At 40.5% G+C, this 19,738-nt stretch carries 10 protein-coding genes; 9 read left to right on the top strand and 1 reads right to left on the bottom strand.

All coding sequences use genetic code 11. The features are described 5' to 3' along the window. The first annotated feature begins 113 nt into the window (after positions 1-113). The 6 genes from PH210_RS22730 to PH210_RS22755 all read left to right on the top strand — a co-directional run bounded on the left by PH210_RS22730 (position 114) and on the right by PH210_RS22755 (position 13,184). Positions 114-4,331 carry a S8 family serine peptidase gene (locus PH210_RS22730; RefSeq protein WP_289988646.1) on the top strand — a complete coding sequence of 1,406 codons (4,218 nt, stop codon included), beginning with the start codon at positions 114-116 and terminating at the stop codon, positions 4,329-4,331. A gap of 425 nt (positions 4,332-4,756) precedes the next feature. After that, on the top strand, positions 4,757-7,591 hold the full coding sequence (locus tag PH210_RS22735; RefSeq protein ID WP_289988647.1) for a glucosaminidase domain-containing protein: 2,835 nt from the start codon (positions 4,757-4,759) through the stop codon (positions 7,589-7,591). A 126-nt stretch (positions 7,592-7,717) separates the two neighbouring features. After that, on the top strand, positions 7,718-9,469 hold the full coding sequence (locus PH210_RS22740) for a M14 family zinc carboxypeptidase (protein WP_289988648.1): 1,752 nt from the start codon (positions 7,718-7,720) through the stop codon (positions 9,467-9,469). 153 nt (positions 9,470-9,622) lie between these two features. Further along, positions 9,623-11,503 (top strand): NTP transferase domain-containing protein, encoded by a 1,881-nt coding sequence (locus PH210_RS22745; RefSeq protein ID WP_289988649.1) that lies wholly within the window; start codon positions 9,623-9,625, stop codon positions 11,501-11,503. Further along, positions 11,487-12,458 carry a DMT family transporter gene (locus tag PH210_RS22750; RefSeq protein ID WP_289988650.1) on the top strand — a complete coding sequence of 324 codons (972 nt, stop codon included), beginning with the start codon at positions 11,487-11,489 and terminating at the stop codon, positions 12,456-12,458. The genes PH210_RS22745 and PH210_RS22750 overlap by 17 nt, the downstream gene beginning before the upstream one ends. Before the next feature lie 33 nt (positions 12,459-12,491). Beyond that, the gene (locus PH210_RS22755; RefSeq protein ID WP_289988651.1) at positions 12,492-13,184 is read left to right on the top strand and encodes an NTP transferase domain-containing protein; all 693 of its coding nucleotides are present in this window, start codon (positions 12,492-12,494) and stop codon (positions 13,182-13,184) included. A 493-nt stretch (positions 13,185-13,677) separates the two neighbouring features. On the opposite strand, the gene PH210_RS22760 is transcribed toward PH210_RS22755, so the two are convergent. Next, positions 13,678-14,583, bottom strand: a complete 906-nt coding sequence (locus PH210_RS22760) for a nuclease-related domain-containing protein (protein ID WP_289988652.1) — start codon at positions 14,581-14,583, stop codon at positions 13,678-13,680. Between the two features lie 173 nt (positions 14,584-14,756). Here PH210_RS22760 and PH210_RS22765 point away from each other — a divergent pair, with 173 nt between their 5' ends. The 3 genes from PH210_RS22765 (at position 14,757) to PH210_RS22780 (ending at position 19,521) form a co-directional block, all read left to right on the top strand. Continuing rightward, a complete protein-coding gene (locus PH210_RS22765; RefSeq protein ID WP_289988653.1) occupies positions 14,757-16,250 on the top strand; it encodes a glucosaminidase domain-containing protein in 1,494 nt (497 codons plus the stop codon). Positions 16,251-16,585: 335 nt separating this feature from the next. Continuing rightward, positions 16,586-17,332 (top strand): C40 family peptidase, encoded by a 747-nt coding sequence (locus PH210_RS29805; RefSeq protein WP_354670011.1) that lies wholly within the window; start codon positions 16,586-16,588, stop codon positions 17,330-17,332. A gap of 152 nt (positions 17,333-17,484) precedes the next feature. After that, on the top strand, positions 17,485-19,521 hold the full coding sequence (locus tag PH210_RS22780) for a leucine-rich repeat domain-containing protein (RefSeq protein WP_289988654.1): 2,037 nt from the start codon (positions 17,485-17,487) through the stop codon (positions 19,519-19,521). The last annotated feature ends 217 nt before the right edge of the window (positions 19,522-19,738 follow it).

Here is a 19,738-nt window from a genome sequence, read left to right on the forward strand (position 1 = left end):
CTTACTCTACTAAAATTAAATTAACATTTGGATTTTTCTAGCAAAAATGTAATTGACTACTAGAATAGAACAGTTTAAGTGTAAGTGGTGCCTATTAGGGGGGAAAATGGATTATGAGTCTAAAGTCATTAAAAAAGAGAAAAAAAATGACTACTTACGCGTTGGCGTCCGCATTGGTGTTATCTAATCTTGGTTTTGCGGCACCATCCAAAGCGGCAACAACACAAGCGCAGGTTCCAAAAAAAGATTACACTGCAATGGTAGAGCAATTTAAAAAGAAGCTAAATGTAAAAAGCGGCGAAAAGTTTCAACTAAAGAATAAGGTTAAGGATCAATTTAATGCACAGGACAAAGTCCGCGTGATTGTCGAGGTCGAAGGACAGACTCCCGTCGAGCTGGCTACCCAGCAGGGGAAATTATACAAAGAATTATCACAAAGCACAAAATCCTCTGTTAACGAAAATCTTGTCAAACAGCAAAAAACGGTAAAAGACAAAATTAAGGCTAAAGGAGTCAAGTTTACATACAAAAACCACTTTTCCACTGCCTTTAATGGTTTCAGCGGTGAAGTGCCATTTGGTGATATTGCCAAGCTTGAAGAAATTGACGGAATTAAACATATTTACTTGGCCAATGAATATAAACGTCCCGAAGAAAAACCAGATATGAAAACGAGCAAATCATTTATCCAAACGAGCCAAACATGGGCCGACGCCAAATTAAAAGGTGAGGGTATGGTGGTGGCGGTCATCGACACAGGCATCGACCCAACCCATAAGGATTTTGTCCTGACTGATCCGTCTAAAGAAGGTCTTACAAAGGATAATATAGCGGCGATTGTTAGCAAAGATGGGTTAAAGGGAAAATTTTTCACGGATAAAGTCCCATATGGGTACAACTACTTTGATCAAAACGACACGATTCTCGATAAAGGAGCTACGGGCATGCATGGTATGCATGTGGCTGGGATTGTAGCCGCTAATGGAAACGAAGAAGACGGCGGCATCAAAGGGGTGGCACCGGAATCCCAGGTGCTGGCGATGAAGGTTTTCAGTAACGACATCCTGTTCCCTTCCACATGGTCTGATGTGTACTTAGCGGCCATCGACGATTCGATTAAGCTTGGGGCCGATGTCCTGAATATGAGTCTTGGCGAAGTGGCTTCTTTTTATCAAGAGCAAAGTGCTGAAGATGTTGCGATTGCAAGAGCCACCAATAATGGTATCGTTTGTTCGATGTCAGCAGGAAACTCAAATACGATTGGTTTTGGCTGGGACAACCCTTTCTACAAGAATCCAGATATCGGAGTAGTTGAAGCACCGGGAATCAATCCTGACGCAATTTCAGTTGCGGCCTCAGGAAATGTGTCTATGGAATATCAGCATTCCCTCACGATCGATGGCGCAGAGGTTACTACCTTCACAGGGTATGGAATTGATGACTGGACTAAGCTTGCTTCAGAAAACGAGTCATTAGAGCTAGTAAGTTTGAATGGAGCACCTGGTTTTCCCGAAGACTACGAAGGATTGGATGTTACCGGTAAAATTGTTGTCCTCAAACGCGGTGATTTATCTCTTGCGGATAAAGCCTGGTTCGCCGCAGAGGCAGGTGCTGCCGGAATTATTGTCTACAATAGCGACGGCGAAACCCTTTATAAAAATCAAGGCGGCTGGGATATTCCATTTATGATGCTATCAGAAGAAGAGGGTGCTGCCCTTGAGACTGCGATTGAAGAAGGGCATACAACTCTTCACGTAGCTAAATCGGGTGAGCAGCTCGATCCGGAAACTGGCAGGATGACGGAATTTTCTTCATGGGGCACTACGCCTTCCCTTGAGTTAAAGCCGGAGATCACCGCTCCTGGGGGAAGAATCCTTTCGACGTTAAATGATAATCAATATGGGGTATATAGCGGTACGTCGATGGCAGCGCCGCATGTGGCCGGTGGTTCAGCGCTTGTACAGCAATATTTACAGAATGATACGCGTTTCAAGGGTCTTTCAGTAAGCGAACGCACCCATCTTGCCAAGACTTTATTAATGAATACGGCAAAAGTCATTGATGATGTTAGTGGAAAGCCATTCTCGCCTCGCCAGCAGGGTGCTGGGATGATGCAGACTTATAATGCGGTGAAAACTCCTGTTTATGTTGTTAACAAAAGTACTGGTACAGCGAAGGTTGAGCTGAAGGATTTTACCACTAAAGATTTCACCATGACCCTGAAAGCTAAGAATATTACAGATAAAGATGTGACGTATAATGTCAGAACGGATGTGTTAGCCGATACTCTTAAAGAGAATCCAGAAGGCGAAGCGCAAAACGCCTTGAATGAAGGGCGATTGCAGGGAGTGAAGTGGGATGGCCCGAGAACCATTACCGTTCCTGCAAACGGATCCAAAGATCTAATTATTCATGTTGATTTAAGTGAAGCAAAGGTACCTGCCATTGACGCAGATGGAAACAAAACGAGCGTCCCTTTAATGGAAGATATGTTTGTTGAGGGGTTTGTCCGATTAACAGATGCGGACAAGACCGCAGAAGGTAAAAAAGAGCTAAGTCCTGACCTGACCATTCCTTATGTTGGTTTTTACGGAAAGTGGGATCGTCCATCGATACTTGACGGCTTTAAGGATTTAGGGGAATCTCGTTTCTTTGATCTAACAGGATTGTTTGACGGGGAAGATGAAGAGGGGAATAAATATGAGGAGCCGGTGCATGATATGCTCTCCGATGACTGGTTCTTAGAACCTGTTCCTGAAAAGAATGTCTACGCATTCTCGCCAAATGGTGACTGGATGCACGATGATATTAATACGCTCCCATCATTTTTAAGAAATGCTTCAGATGTACAGTTTAATATTTTAGATGAAAATAAAAAATTGCTCCGCCGTGTAAAAACAGAAAAGGACGTATTTAAAAATTATTTTGATGATGGTCTTGGCATTCCTTTCTCCTACAACTATGACCGGACATGGGATGGAAAAGTGAATGGGAAAACAGTCAAGGATGGCTTGTACTATTATCAAATCAAGTCCGTCATTGATTATGCAGGAGCACAATATCAAACAAAGGATATTCCGGTATTGGTTGATACGACCGCACCGCAAATTGAAGCTAAGTATAACGAAAAAACCTCATCCGTTGTTTGGGATACCGTAGAAGAGGGCTCTGGGGTAAAGGCGTATGCCATCTTTGTTAATGGCGAATTCATTAATGAAGTCACGCCTGAAGTGAACCGCTATGTGTTGAAGGACCTGCCGGAAAATGCGATTGTTGATGTCCTTGCTGTCGACTATTCCTTTAACTTTGGCGGTGATTCGGTTCCGATTGGCGAGGTTGAGGACGCGGAACCACTGATTATCATTGATCCTTGGTCCACGATGCCATATGGTGCTTACAATGCTAAAGAGGTTCCAGTTGGGGGCTTTGTTATAGAGGATTTGGGTTTAAAATCTCTAACGGTAAATAATAAAGAAGTTTCGTTTTCGCAAACTGGACCTGGCATGTATTTCTATTCGACAACAGCTACCTTTGAAAAAGATGGGTTCTACGATATCATTGTGAAAGCGGTGGATAACGCTGGTCAGGCGTCGTCTATTTCCCGAAAAGTATTTATTGATTCAACGGCACCAATCATTGATGTGAAAGCGCCAAGCCTTGTCCCTGAAAGTGTGGATGAAATCACGCTTAAACTTAACCTGAAGGATAATTTTAACTATCTATCCTTATTCGTGAATGATAATCACGAATTTGAGAAGGCTGTTGTCGGCCCTGTTGATGTACTGGCACCGGCAAATGACTCAGTCGAAGTTAAGATTGCCTTAGAACCGGGGCAGAACAAGGTTAGCTTAAAGCTGCGTGACCTGGCAGGAAATGAAACCGTAAAAGAACTTTCCATCCAAAGGGCAAATGTCAATGGCTGGGTGAAGGAGAACGGTTTCTGGTATTTCTTAACCAACAGTGTCAAAACGACAGGCTGGGTGAAGGATAAAAATGCCTGGTATTACCTAAATGCCGATGGAAAAATGCAAACCGGCTGGTTAAAGTACAAAAACAAATGGTATTTCTTAAATAAAAACGGCGCGATGGCCGTCAATCAATGGGTTTACGAAAATCATAAATGGTATTTCCTGAGCGCAGACGGTACGATGCAAACAGGCTGGATTGCCCCGAACGGCAAATGGTACTATTTAAATTCCAAGGGTGAAATGGTAACCGGGTGGATTCAGCTGAGCGGCAAATGGTACTACTTCTACCAATCCGGCCAACTCGCCGTCAACACCACCATCAGCGGCTATAAACTAGGCAGCGACGGAGCTTGGATTAAATAATTTATGGTGTCTTTTATGGTGTCAGGCACCCCTTGTGGACACTTGTCCACGCGGGACGGACAGAGTGATCTGTTCGTCTTTTTTTGTTCCAATTATTAACTTGATATGACAATTTTGCTAAAAACGACACAATTTTCAATTTTTTGTTGAAAAAATGTGACAAAATGAGACAATATAGGTATACATAATTGATTGAATGAGAAAGTTGTCCTAGGAAGGATTGGCTAGCAGATTATTTACTAGATTTCCCATATCCATAAATTTGGAAGTTTAGTATAATCGTCATAGTGATATTTAAATTTAATTAATTAATTAATTAATTAATTTGACCTATTTTCCGCGTAACATCCTCATCCTTTAGCAACTTTTTCAAAAAGTAAAATGATAGTTTAATAGATAAAGAAATTTAAGTGGGGGGAAAGAGTTTGAAGAAAAAACGGATCACTGCTTTGGTCCTGGCAGGCATGTTGTTCTCCTCGTCTGCATCAGGTACTCAAGCGGCTGTGACCTATACATGGAAGTTTCAGAATAACAATTGGTATTACTATACTTCAACAGGCAAAGCTGTAACTGGCTGGATTCAATACAAAAACAGCTGGTATTATCTCGGAAGTAACGGGGTGATGAAGACCGGCTGGCTAAAGTATAACAATCAATGGTACTACCTTGATAAGAATACTGGAATTATGAAAACTGGCTGGCTCAAAGAAAATAATCTTTGGTATTTTCTGCAGCCGAGCGGTGTGATGAAGACTGGTTGGTTACTTAATGCAAACAGCTGGTACTTCCTCGACCAAAGCGGTGCCATGAAAATCGGCTGGATCGTAGATAAAAATGTAAAATATTACTTAAGCACAAGCGGAGCTATGGTCACCGGTCAAAAAATCATTGATGGTAACCCATATGTTTTTGCCTCCTCAGGTGCCCTTAATACTGCGCCGCTTACCGGCTGGTTCCGAGATGGAGCGTATGTAATGTATTTCGACCAGGACGGTACGGTGCATAAAGGCTGGCTGGCCGATGGTGATAAGAAGTATTATTTTGACCAGAATGGACAAGTTTATTCTGGCTGGCTGACCGAAAATGAAAAAAAATATTATTTCGCTAAGGACGGTACGATGCAGGTCGGCTGGATTAGCGATGGTGATAAACGCCTTTACCTTGGTGCTGATGGAGCGCTGCAAACCGGATGGCTCGAAGACGGCGGAAACTCCTATTATCTAGGAACAGATGGAGTCATGTTCAAGGGCTGGCTGACCGAAGGAGATAAAAAGTATTACTTCGGTTTGGACGGCGTGATGACAAAAGGCTGGAAAACCATTGATAGTGTACGCTATTATTTTGCTCAAGACGGAACACTAAAAACAGGCTGGCTGGCCGAAGGAGAGAATTCTTACTATCTCGGCACAGACGGCGTCATGTATAAAGGCTGGCTGACCGAAAACGATAAAAAGTATTACTTTGCTCAAGAGGGAACGATGACAAAGGGCTGGCAAACCATTGATGGAGCCCGTTATTACTTTGCACCGGCAGATGGCGTTATGCAGACAGGCTGGCTGCAAGATGGCGGCAGCACCTATTACCTTGGCACGGACGGTGCCATGTATAAGGGCTGGCTGACCGAAGATGAAAAAAGCTTTTACTTTGATTCAGAAGGAAAAATGCTGACTGGCTTGCAAACCATTGAGGACCAAATATACTATTTTGGTGCAGATGGCGTTATGCAAACTGGCGGCTGGATGCAAATTGAGAATAAAAAGTATTATCTTGGTACGGATGGTAAGGCCTTAAAAGGCTGGCTGACCGAAGGAGATAAAAAGTACTTCTTTGGTTCCGATGGAGCGATGGTAACCGGTTGGCTGACGGATGGCGGCAGGAAGTATTATTTTGATACGAATGGAATGATGATTTCCGGCTGGCTGGCTGCCGATGGCAAATCCTATTACTTTGGAGCTGATGGGGCTGCCCAAACTGGCTGGCTGGTCGATGGCGGTTATCGTTATTATTTTTCTGCTACTGGCGAGATGCAAACCGGCTGGCTGCTGGAGAATAATAAGTGGTACTATCTGAACAGCGACGGGAAAATGTCTACTGGCTGGGCATACGTCAATGGGAAATGGTATTGCCTGAACACAGACGGCATTATGCAAACCGGCTGGTTAACGGATAACGGCGCTACGTACTATTTAACCAAAAGTGGCGATATGTCTATTGGCTGGCTGTTTCTGGATAATAAATGGTACTATTTTGACGCTAATGGAAAAATGGTTACCGGCGAGCAAGTCATCGACGGCAAGACCTATAACTTTTTCGATAATGGTGTCTGGAACCCTGGTCCAGTTATAAAAACCACAACATATAACGTAACGTTGCAGCAAATGATTGACATGGAAATGCAAAAAAGTCCACAAACGGATAAATATCGAAACAGCCCGGCATATGTCAGCAGTACGTATGTATTAAAAGATGCCAAGGACCCAACAAAGGGTGTGGTCACTTCATCTACGTTAAATGTTCGCGAAGAGACAAATGCAACTTCCTTTGTTTTCGGTGCCTTAAAGCAGAACGCTCAAGTCCAAATTGTCGCAACTGTCGGTACCTGGTATCAAATCAAATATGACACATGGCGGAATGCGAAAGAATCGGATGTTTCTTATTATGTGAATCCAAATAACTTTAGTTCAACAAGTGCAGATTATTTCCAGTTCCTGCTCTTAAATAAGAGTCCTGGTGTCGATCCTCAGGATATCAATACAAAAGTCCTGGCTGGAAAAGGTGTTTTACAGAATATGGGCGCCGCGTTTATTCAAGCCGGCAAGCAAAACAATATCAATGAAGTATATCTCATTTCACATGCCTTGCTTGAAACCGGAAATGGTACCTCTCCACTATCAACTGGAAAAATTATCGTAAGTACGGTCGATGGTAAACCAGTAGAACCAAAAGCTGTTTATAACATGTATGGCATTAATGCCTTTGACAGCTGCCCAAATACGTGCGGAGCAGAATATGCGTATAAGCAGGGCTGGTTTACACCGGAAGCAGCGATTATCGGCGGTGCAGCTTACATTGGCAATGGCTATATTAACGCTGCCACCCCTCAGAACACACTTTATAAAATGAGATGGAACGCACTCAATGTGAATCATCAATATGCGACCGATATTGGCTGGGCAGTCAAGCAGGTCACTAATATCAAAAAAATCTATGATTCTTTAAGCTCGTATACTTTATATTTTGATGTTCCTGTATATAAATAGGACTAAAAGGACTGTGCGTTTGCACAGTCCTTTTGTCACTTTTTCTCGAAATTTGTCTATGATATTCTGAGAAATGGTGAAATTAGAGTTTCGTAGTTTCATATATTTTTATTTGGGAGATTGAGAATGAAAAAAATTTTGATTAACCTTTTACTGTTTAACCTATTGGCTTTTCCAATTGAAGCGGCGGCTGAGGAAACGGTAAATACAGGAGCAGTATCTCCTGGAAGCGAAAGTGTGCCAGTAAAAGATGAAACTTTAAATGGACAAACAAATGCCGATGCCAAAACTCCAACGGTTGATTCAAGCGAACAATCGGTTACTAAGGATTCCACTAGCGTAAAGGCAGAAGTTATGCCAGCTGGAAGATGGGTTGAGGAAAATGGAGTTACCTACTATTATATCGGTGAGGAAAGAGCAAAAGGCTGGATGGAAATCAGCGGACAAAGATATTATTTTGATCTTGAGTCTGGGGCTCTTCAGAAAGGTTTTTTTCAAGAAGGAGAGCAAACGTATTACCTTGATGCGCAAACTGGTGCCATGCAATTAGGCTGGGTTCTCATTGATGGGAAATGGTACTATTTCAATCCAGACTCAGGGGCCATGCAAACCGGCTGGATTAAGGACCAAAATACATGGTATTACCTTGATGAAAAAGGTGTTATGCAAACTGGTTGGTTACTTTATCAAAACCAGTGGTATTTTTTGAATAAAAATGGTGCGATGGCGACCGGCTGGGTGTTTGTGAATAACCAGTGGTATTATCTTAGACAAAATGGAATAATGCAATCTGGCTGGCTCTATAATCAAAACAATTGGTATTACTTGAAAGCCTCTGGTTCAATGGCAAAAGGGTGGCTGATGGTTGACGATGCCTGGTATTATTTTTATTCCAATGGAATAATGGCCAAAAATACGACGTTCCAAGGGTCCACGTTAGGAAGCAATGGTGCCTGGGTTGCCAATTTAGTGAATCCAAAGCAGACCTATTCCTACAATGACATGGCAGCAGACATTAATAAATTTCAAAAGAATTTCCCGGGTTTTATCAAGACTCAGATAATTGGAAAGTCAGTCGATGGCAGAAACATTTATGCGATAAAGCTGGGAAAAGGGAATAAAGAAATCTTTTTAAATGGCTCCCACCATGCCCGAGAGCATATGACCACGAATGTTTTAATGGAAATGCTAGATCAATATGCATCCTCGTATTCAGCAAATCGCAATTTCAATAGTTACAATGTTAAAGCTCTTCTCAATAAGGTTTCCATTTGGTTCGTACCGATGGTTAATCCAGATGGTGTCATGCTTGTCCAGGAAGGGCGCTTCACGGCGAAAAACCCCAACTATGTATTACAACTAAATGGGAACAAGACTGATTTTTCCTCATGGAAAGCGAATATCAGAGGGGTAGATTTAAATCGTCAGTATCCAGCGGACTGGGCGAACATTGCAGGTAACACAGGCAAGCCGTCCCCTGAAAACTTTAAAGGATATCAGCCATTAAGCGAACCAGAAGTACAGGCGGTTTACAATTTTACGAAAGCCCATCAGTTCAAAGCGGCTGTTGCCTATCACTCTTCAGGACGTATCCTTTATTGGAATTTCCATCAAGCTAAGGCAGAGTATGACCGAGATTATAAAATTGCCGTAAAGTACTCCAATTTAACAGGTTACAGTCTGGTTTTTCCAGGCCCTAATCCAAGCGGGGGCGGCTTTACAGATTGGTTTATTCAAGACATGAAGATGCCGGGCTTCACACCGGAAATTTCTACTCATACGTTTAGTAAACCAGTGCCGCTTGCTAATTTTGATACTATTTGGAAAGAAAATCAGGCAGCAGGACTTATGGTTGCACAGGAAGCACTAAATCTTTAATGGAGATGGATTATTCCATCTTCTTTTTTATTTCCTCTTTATATTGCGAATACTAACCACAAAACGACTTTTTTATTTACAGAATTTCTGGGCTGCGTTACAATGAAAATGCATTCAAATATTGAATTCATCAGAGGAGGGGGCCGACCCCATATGGAACAGCACTTACTTCAATTATTAGAAGCAATTAATAAAAATTCGAACATAAATCAAAAGAAAATGGCCGAGCTTTGCGGCATCTCTATCGGTAAGGTGAATTATTTAATCAATGATTTAACCCACGGGGACTTTATATATAGTGAAAAAAAAGGCAGAAATATCAGCTATTATTTAACCCAAAAAGGAATTGATTTTTTACAAAGCGGAATCGAAGCTTACCATCACAAAAAGGTTAATATCCATCAAGAACCATTAACGGAAATTAAACAGGCCGTGATTTTAGCAGCCGGTTTACGCAAGGAGTTCAACAAGCCGGCCGGACTAATGGAAATCGATGGCATCACACTCCTGCAAAGGAATTTGGATATCCTTCAGGAAAATGGCATCAACCATATCGTATTGGTTACTGGATACAATCCGGAAGCATTCAAGGATCATCCTGAATTCAGCCACATCCAGTTTGTCCATAATTCTAAATACAAATGGACTGGATCGATGGCATCCCTGGCAGCGGCTCAGCCATTTATCAATAGCGATTTTTTGTTAGTCGAGGATGATATTTTAATTGAAGAGCGGGCGATTAGAGAAATCCTGCAGCATCCGCAGCGTGACACGGTCCTGATCAGCAATGAAAGCGGCTCCGGAGACGAGGCGTTTGTCGAAATCCAAAATGGCTATCTTCATAAAATTTCAAAAGACGTTCATCAATTTAACCGCATCGATGGCGAAATGATTGGAATCAGCAAGATTTCCTATGATGTGTATTCTAAAATGGTCAGCGAATATCAACAAAACAATAGAAACCCACTTATACACTATGAATATATGCTGCTAGACATTTCCCGCCACTTCAATATTGGCTACTTAAAGATGCATAATCTGATTTGGGGCGAAATTGACACTCGGAAGCACTATGAAACAGTTATCGAAAAAACCTATCCGATGTTAAAACGGAAGGAAGCGGAATTCCGGGAAATTTTTATTAAAAGTCATTTAATGGAAGCTCTTGACCTTGCCTATGAGGATATCGAGGACATCCAGCCGTTCGGCGGCATGACGAACAAAAACTTTAAAGTCGTTATAAAGGGAAAAGAGTATGTGCTCCGAATCCCAGGCAATGGAACGGAATCGATGATTAACCGCCGTGAGGAAAAATTCAATGCCGCACTGGTAAGTAAATTAGGCATCGATACCGAGCTGCTGTATTTTAATGAAGAAACCGGCGTTAAGATTGCCGAACTGATTCCAAATGCCGAAACAATAAACAGCAAAATGGCAAAGCGCCAGGATATCATGGAGTTGTCAACGGCTAACTTTAGAAAGCTGCACAACTCGGGTCTTGAGATGGCTAACCGCTTTGATGTGTTTGAAAAAATGGACGAATACGAGCGATTGATGATTGAGGCGGGCGGACAGCCGTATCACCCATTTAAGGAAGTAAAAGAACAGGTTATGGTTCTGAAGCGAATTTATCAAGGAATGGATATAAAACTTACACCGTGTCATATTGACCCGGTGCCTGAAAACATGGTGAAAAGCGGCGAAGATAAGCTTTATCTCATTGACTGGGAATACAGCGGCATGAATGACCCAATGTGGGACCTCGCTGCACATTCCATGGAATGCAGCTTTACACCTGAAGAAGAGGAACTATTTTTATCCCTTTATTTGCAGCAGGATGAAATCCCGCTTGAAATTCAACAGCGAGTGCTGATGAATAAAATTTTCCAGGATTTCCTTTGGAGCACTTGGACCGTTATTAAAGAGGCGAAGGGCGACGACTTTGGCACCTACGGAATTGATCGCTTTAATAGATGTAGAGAGAATTTAAAACACGACTTAATTAGGGAGATGGCATATGAATATAAAAAATAAAGGATTACTTTTCGGATTGTTTTCCGGATTCACTTGGGCGCTCGACACGGTTTTAATCGGAATGGTTTTATCAAAAGCATTGTTCGTATCCTCTGATTTGGTGATTTTCCTTGCGCCGCTAGTGAGTACCTTTTTCCATGATTTATTGTCCAGTGTCTGGATGCTGATCTATATGACGATTAGAGGGGAAGTCAAGGTTCCTTTTCAAAAATTAACGACCCGAAGCGGACGGTTCGTCATGCTGGGCGCATTACTCGGCGGACCTATTGGTATGACAGGCTACGTGCTTGCGGTTAAGTATTTGGGTGCTTCCTTATCGGCTTCCGTTTCAGCCGTTTACCCGGCGATTGGTGCATTTTTTGCCTTTGTGATCTTAAAGGATAAATTAACGTTAAAAAACTGGATTGGACTTTTTATTAGTATTTTATTTATTTTCTTATTAGGCTTTGCAGGCGGCGAACCGTCACCAAGCTACATTCTTGGTTTCTCGTTTATCCTTTTATGTATTTTCGGCTGGGGGATGGAGTGTGTTATTCTTGCGTATGGTATGAAGGATGATGAAATCTCACCGGAGCAAGCGCTGCAAATTCGTCAATTGGTTTCAGCTGTTACGTACGGCGTGTTGATTTTACCATTTTTCAAGGCGTATCCGCTTGTGGGTGAAGTGTTCAAGAGCAGTGAGTTTTTCTTGATCGCGTTGATTGCCCTTTCCGGAACAGCCTCGTATGTATTTTATTACAAAGCGATTTACGTTATGGGTCCAACCCGTGCGATGGCCTTGAATATTACGTATGCTGCCTGGGCGATTCTGTTAAGCTTTATCATTTTAGGCACACCAATTACCTTTAAGCTTGTGTTCTTTAGTATAATGATTTTATTAGGATCCATTATTACGGTTGCCAGCCAAGAGGAACTCAAATGGATGAATGTTCTTAAAGGCAGGAAAACGGCGTAATAAAATTTTTAAAGAGGAAGGAATTACAGCTTAATGAGAGCAATTATTCTTGCAGCAGGGATGGGCACAAGATTACGTCCACTAACGTTGACAACACCTAAAGCACTTACTGTCGTAAACGGGAAACCAATGCTTGAGAGACAGGTGGAGTTTTTACAAGAAGTCGGCGTTTCGGAAATCATCGTGGTAACCGGCTACTTAGCGGAAAAGTTTGAGTATTTAAAAGAGAAGTACGGTGTGAAGCTCGTTCACAATGATAAATACGATGTTTATAACAATATGTACACGATGTATTTAGTGAGGGATTATCTGCCGGATTCATACGTCATTGATGGCGATAATTACTTGGACCGCAATTTCATGTTAAAGACACCAAAGACATCCATGTATTTCAGCGCCCGCAAGCCGGATTTTAAGGGTGAATGGATTATCCGTTACGATGATCATTATAAAGTAACCGATATCGAGGTTGGCGACGGTGATCATGAGTACATTCTTTGCGGCGTGTCCTACTGGTCCGAGCAAGATGGACGTTATATTGTAGGGAAACTTGAAGAAGCTGTCGAAGGCGGCAATTTTGTGGAGTTCTGGTGGGATGAAATCGTCAAGAATAACCTGCCTAACTTAAATGTCTACCTTCAAGAAATCCACCCTGATGACAGCTATGAAATCGACTCCGTAGCAGACCTTGAAAAAGTAAATAAATTGTTAGCAGCGAAAAAATAAACGGGCACTTGGTGCCGGTTTATTTTTTTTGTGTCCGAAGCATTTGAAAAAAGTGTAATTTTTGGTGGCTCCTAATGTCTGTTGTTATGAAAAAAGAGCTTAAGCGGTAATTAGGAGAAGGTCCAAATGCCCGTTAAGTTGAAAAAAGCACGCAAGCGGTAATTAGGAGAACGTCCAAAATCCCGTCGAGTTGAAAAAAGCACGCAAGCGGTAATTAGGAGAACGTCCTAATTACCGTCGAGGTGAAAAAAACAGGCAATCGGTAATTAGGAGAGCGTCCTAATACCCGTCGAGGCGAAAAAAGCAGGCAATCGGTAATTAGGAGAGTGTCCATATGCCCGTCAAGAAGAAAAAAACACGTAAGCGGTAATTAGGAGAGCATCCAAATGCCAGTCAATACAAAAAAAGCTTGGGTGTAGTAATTAATAATGGTCACACAAATGGAAGCTTCTCCGCGATCCTAAAAGAGGACTCAATTGCCTAGAATTTCAAATTACTCATAATAACAAAATCTTGTATTACCTTTAGTTGTAAGGTTTTGCTTTAAAATCCTTCTGATTGACTTAATAGAAACTTCCCCGTTGCACCATTCATGTACTAGGTTCGTGGTAATTTTCATCTCTGGAAAAAGCACTTTTAATTCCGAAACACCCCGAATTACAGCGGTATCAATAGCTTCTTCATGCCCACAATCAGCACAAACGCATTTCTTCTCACTGGCGGAAAACGACAATGAGTCGCAAGCACAACATGAAAGACCTTTTCGCAGTATCCCATAATTATATTTAGGACTATGAGTATATGGAGATTTTGTTATATGTAAAGAAATTAATTGGTCAGCTAACTTTTTGTGCCGGCTATTTAGTTTTGATGGAATCATATCTAACTTTTTCTTAAAACGATCAAGCTGCGTTGGAAAAATAATGGGCTCGTTTAGTGGGTTTTGATATAGGGTAAACGCGGGGTTAATAAAAATAACATTTGATTCAATATTAAAATGATATCCAAGATTATGGAGTAGTAGACGGAACAGTGATGTACTTCTTTTTAGCTGTTGTAAAGGATTCTTAATATCTTTTCGGGACATCGTGAAGAACTCTCCAGATTCAAAAATATAATCTCCCTCATGATTTTTAACATCCAACAGGTAAATAGTGTCTTGAAAAATAAGGGTAGTATCAATTTGGAATAGGGTGTTGTTAACCTCAAGCAATAAATCATTTAATACTAAGCATTCACTAGAAATTTTCTTAGTCAATAAATCAAACTTTACCTCCCCTTCATAGCCTTTTTTTAGAGTTAAATAATACTGTTTCTCATTTTCTGAAAGTACCATTCTTCCATCTAAATAATGAAGGATTTTTAACATTAAGGGTTCAGTACGAGGTTTATAAGCCATGTTTCACTTCCTTCCTAATTCACTATTAATCTTATAAAAAAACATCCGCGAAAAATAAAAAATGTATGAATATTCTATAACATTTCTTGGCAGCAATTGTCGAACTAAGGGTGGAAACCGTTGGAAAATATGATACTCTTATAGAGAGAATAATAGATTGAGAGGAGAAAAAAGTGAAAAAAGTAGTTTTTCGTAGTTTTTTAGTTGTCCTATTGTTGATGGGGATCTTTCATAGCAAGGCTTCAGCAGCACAAACAACAGCCGCATCAGTCCCGAACGAAATGAGTGTATTTGTCACAGAGCTGCCAGTTTATCGCAGTTATGAGGAACTATCGGATTTTCGAATTCATTTGGACCCGAATTATCAACCATATGCTGAATTGAAGTTTAACGACAAAGTAACCATCCTCAGTCAAAAAGACTATGCGGCTGAAATTCAAATGGCCGACGGCAGAACGGGCTGGGTACATAAAGACTATTTAACCAGTGACCTATCCAAACAAACCTGGCTTGTGAAGGAGTGGAGAAATGTCAGAGACAACCCTGCTACCCCTCCAACAAGTGGAAAAATCATTCCTAATCATTCAAAAGTATATGTCCTTGATTATGACCCGGCAAGTAATTATTTTAAGGTACGGACTGCAGATGGCCTACTAGAAGGCTGGATCTATGGTTTGTACTTGAAGGATGAATCATACAAACCAGGTGCAGGAAGCAATATTATTCCATATGAATTTGAAAATGAAGGAAAGGTCACAAACAATATTACGATTTTTACCCCCTTAAATACGAAAGCCAATGTTACGGTTAATCAACTTAATGAGTTTATTAACTATAAAACTGGATGGAAACCAACCTTAATGACGGGAATGGGTTCAGCTTATTTGGAAGCCCAAAATAATTACAGCGTCAATGCCATCTATCTTTTGGCACATTCCGGTCTTGAAACCAAATGGGGCACATCAGATATCGTGAAAACAAAATTCAATTTCTATGGAATTGGAGCAGATGATAATCAGCCTGCTGCCAATGCAGATACGTTTTCGGCAGCAAGAAGTGGAATCGTGGATGGGGCAAAATGGATCAATGAGAACTATATTAGTAGAGAAAAATCCAATGTAGATTATCCATTTTCACAGCCAACGCTTGATAATATGAGATTTAACCATACATTCCATCAATATTCAACAGACCAAGCATGGGCTGGAAAAATAGCTCAAATAACAAAAGAGTTTAATGCTTTTACGGCTAATGCAGGCTGGAAAAATTTAAACGGTGAATGGTATTTTTATAATAGCAACTGGGCACTCAAAACGGGATGGCTGCAATCAGGCGGCAAATGGTACTACCTCAATTCATCTGGCGTCATGCAAACAGGCTGGCAATATATTAGCGGCAAATGGTATTATTTAAATCCTGCTGGGGATATGAAAACCGGCTGGCTGAATTCTGGCGGCAAGTGGTATTTCCTTGATCAAAGCGGTGCCATGAAAACGGGCTGGGTAAGCACTGGAGGCAAATGGTACTACATGAACAACAGTGGTGTTATGCTAACAGGCTGGGTCAAGGTTAGCGGCAAATGGTATTACTTATACACTGACGGTCATATGGCGGCCAACACCACTATTGGCGGATACCGTCTAGGAAAAGACGGTGCGATGTTATAACCAAAGAACCACTCCTTTCAAATGAAAGGGGTGGTTTTACTATTAATGAATAATATATTTGAATTTATAGTCGATAAGTCTTTGTTTTATTTTTGACATATTTCATCGGTCCCCAGTAATCAATAGGATAAAAAGCATAAAACAGCTGTGTCGTAAAGCCTGTTTTTCTATTTTTTTTGACGTTTTTCTGAAAAATTCGATAATAAAGTCGAAAAAGGTCAATTTTTGAAACATTCCTGTAATAATATTAAAAAATAACTGTAAATTAAATCTATTAAATTTTATGAGATACTAGAATTAACAAAAAAGAGAGAAAAAGAAACACGGGGGTTATCATGAAGAAGTTAATAGTTACAGGTCTACTATCATGTTCTTTACTCTTGAGCGGATTAATCGGCGGACATAAAACAGAAGCGGCATCCTTTGGAGATACGGTTACAGATATTGCTCTTGATTATATTGGCGTACCATATGTATGGGGAGGAACATCTCCAAGCGGATTTGATTGCTCTGGATTTACAAGTTATACATATAAGAAAGCTGGGGTTACTTTACCACGAACTGCTGCGGACCAATACACAAAAGGACAAGCCGTTTCAAAAAGTAATCTAGTAGATGGCGATTTAGTTTTCTTTAGCACATATAAGGCTGGAGCATCGCACGTTGGAATTTACATAGGTGACAATAAATTTGTACATGCATCTTCTAATGGGGTTAAGGTCAGCTCTTTATCAGAGTCTTACTATACTAGAACCTATATTGGTTCAAAGCGGATTGGTAACACTAAATATGGCTGGGTACTATCGGAGGGCTCTTGGTACTTTTACAAAAACGATGTAAAACAGACTAGCTGGATAAAAGATGGGGCTACATGGTATTACTTAGATTCAAACGGTAAAATGAAAACTGGCTGGTTATTATGGGATAATAATTGGTATTATTTAGGATCTAGCGGTGCAATGCTAACTGGCTGGATTTATTCCGGCAGCCACTGGTATTTCCTAAACTCAGACGGCTCAATGGCCAAGAATACAACAATTGATGGATATGTAATCGGAAGCGACGGAGCTTGGATTAAATAAATTGTTTATAAAAAGCGAAACCACACTCAAGATGGTTTCGCTTTTTTTATGTTGAATTTATTATTTCTATTATTATAAATTATTTGATTTTTTCCATTTTATTCCGAATAATTTGATATAATGTACCTAGTAAATTTAGGGGGTTAATAGAGATGCAGAAATTTAGCAAGATCATGCTGGCCTCTGTTCTATCGCTTTCATTCATGGCTTCATTGAATACGAAAGCAGCCGAACAAACCAAAACGGTTACACAAACCGCGCCAGTCGCTGCCAAAACGGCAAAATGGATTAAAGAATCCTTTAAGCAAAAAGCACTCAATGATTTGCAGAGGCAACAACCAGGATTAAGTCAGCAAACACCAAACGCAGTCACACAAGGAACAAACGATGTGGTTACGTTCAAAGATACCAATTTGGCTAACGCTGTGCGTGAGGTTTTAGGAATCAACTCCTCAACACCCATCACCCAAGGTAAACTAGCAACTCTAACAGAATTAGATGCAACAGAATTAAACATTACGGATTTAACAGGTCTAGAATTTGCAGTAAATTTAAATTACCTTAATCTATCATTTAACAATATTAGCAATCTAACACCATTAAGCAAATTAACCAATTTAATGGATGTAGGTCTAGATCATAATAAGCTTGTTAACAGCAGTATAGGTTCACTTAACGGGCTTTCGCAATTACATTATTTAGATCTATCAAACAATATGATTAGTGACGCCTCAGGATTAACGAATTTGCCAGGCTTAGAATACTTAGGTTTGGGATATACCAAATTTGTGAACAGCACCCTGTCTACGCTTAACGGGTTAACAGTATTAAAATATGTAGATTTATCTGGTAATAATATAAGTGATTTCTCTGGGTTGAGCGAAGTACCACAATTAACAGGCCTAGGAGTTACAGAAAGCAACTTCACCGATCTTTCTTCTCTTAGCGGGCTGACAAACCTAGAAAATTTAGATTTAACAAACAATGGTATTACAGATATTTCCGCATTAAGCAGCCTTACGAACTTGACTTCTTTAACGCTTTGGGAGAATAATGTTACCGATCTTTCACCGATTGCTAATTTAACATCTCTGACCTCTCTAGACATAGAATCTAATCAAATTACGAACCTACAGCCATTAAATGGCCTAACAAATCTAGTGGACTTGTATATTTCATCAAATCCCGCATCTGATATAACACCATTATTAAATTTAGCTCAATTGCAATTTGTCTGGATGACGGAAATGCCAAATCTTGATTTGACTAAGGATTCAGGAGCCATGCAGGTAATCGGCGAGCTTCTAGCCAAGGGTGTTGATTTAATTTATGATGGCAACTATGACCCAGGAATCGAATATGGCTGGACAGTAGATGAAGACAGAAATCTCTACTACTACGATGAAGATGGCAATATGGTTACCGGCTGGTATAATATTGACGATGTGAGATATTATTTTGATCCGGTAACTGGTGTGATGGCCTCTTACAAATGGATTTTCGATGGCGGCAAATGGTATTACGTTGATGAAGAAGGTATGATGGTAACGGGTGGTGTTATGGAAATTGACAATGCCCACTACTTCTTTGATAACAATGGTGTCATGAAAACCGGCTGGGCCTATGACGGCTACTCTTGGTACTATTCCAACAGCAAAGGACAGTTGTTAACTGGCTGGCTCAGCCTTGGCGGAAAATGGTACTATTTAAAACCTAATTTTCAAATGGTAACAGGTGTATTTTTGGTTGGCAGCACACCATACTATTTTGATGGTAATGGTGTCATGAAAGCAAATGGCTGGTATTTCGATGGCACCTATTGGCATTATGCTAAGAGCAGCGGCACTCTATACAACAAAACCTGGCTACTTTATAAGAACAAGTGGTATTACTTCAATTCTTACGGCAACTCTGTTTCAGGCAGAAACCAAATCAACAATACGTACTATTACTTTAGTAAAAACGGTGCAATGGTTACTGGCTGGGTTAAACAAGAAAATTCTGCATACGATTATCGCTATTATAAAAGTAACGGAGCCGAGCTTCGCGGCTGGTTAAAATACGGTAAATATTGGTACTATTTTAACACGGATGGCTTAATGGTACACGGAGTTTATTTAACAATTGGCAAAGAAGTTCATTATTTTAACAATAATGGAGCTTGGGGCGGATCAAAACCAATTAATTAATATTTCAAATTAGCAGGCGGGAATTTTCCTTCCTGTTTTTTCTTTTTGTTTTCATACTCTATCCGGTCGCTTTTTTTTGAAAATATTCAACATTTTCGTGAACTTATGACAAAAGGAGCAAAATCCGACATCGTTCCCATCTGAGAGTTTCATTTACTTAAGTTTTTTGTTAAAATTAGTGAGGTAAAAATTTAATCGTCATACTTTTTGGTGGCTA

The sequence above is a fragment of the Paenibacillus sp. BSR1-1 genome, from assembly GCF_030403775.1.
Lineage (GTDB): Bacteria > Bacillota > Bacilli > Bacillales > Cytobacillaceae > Neobacillus.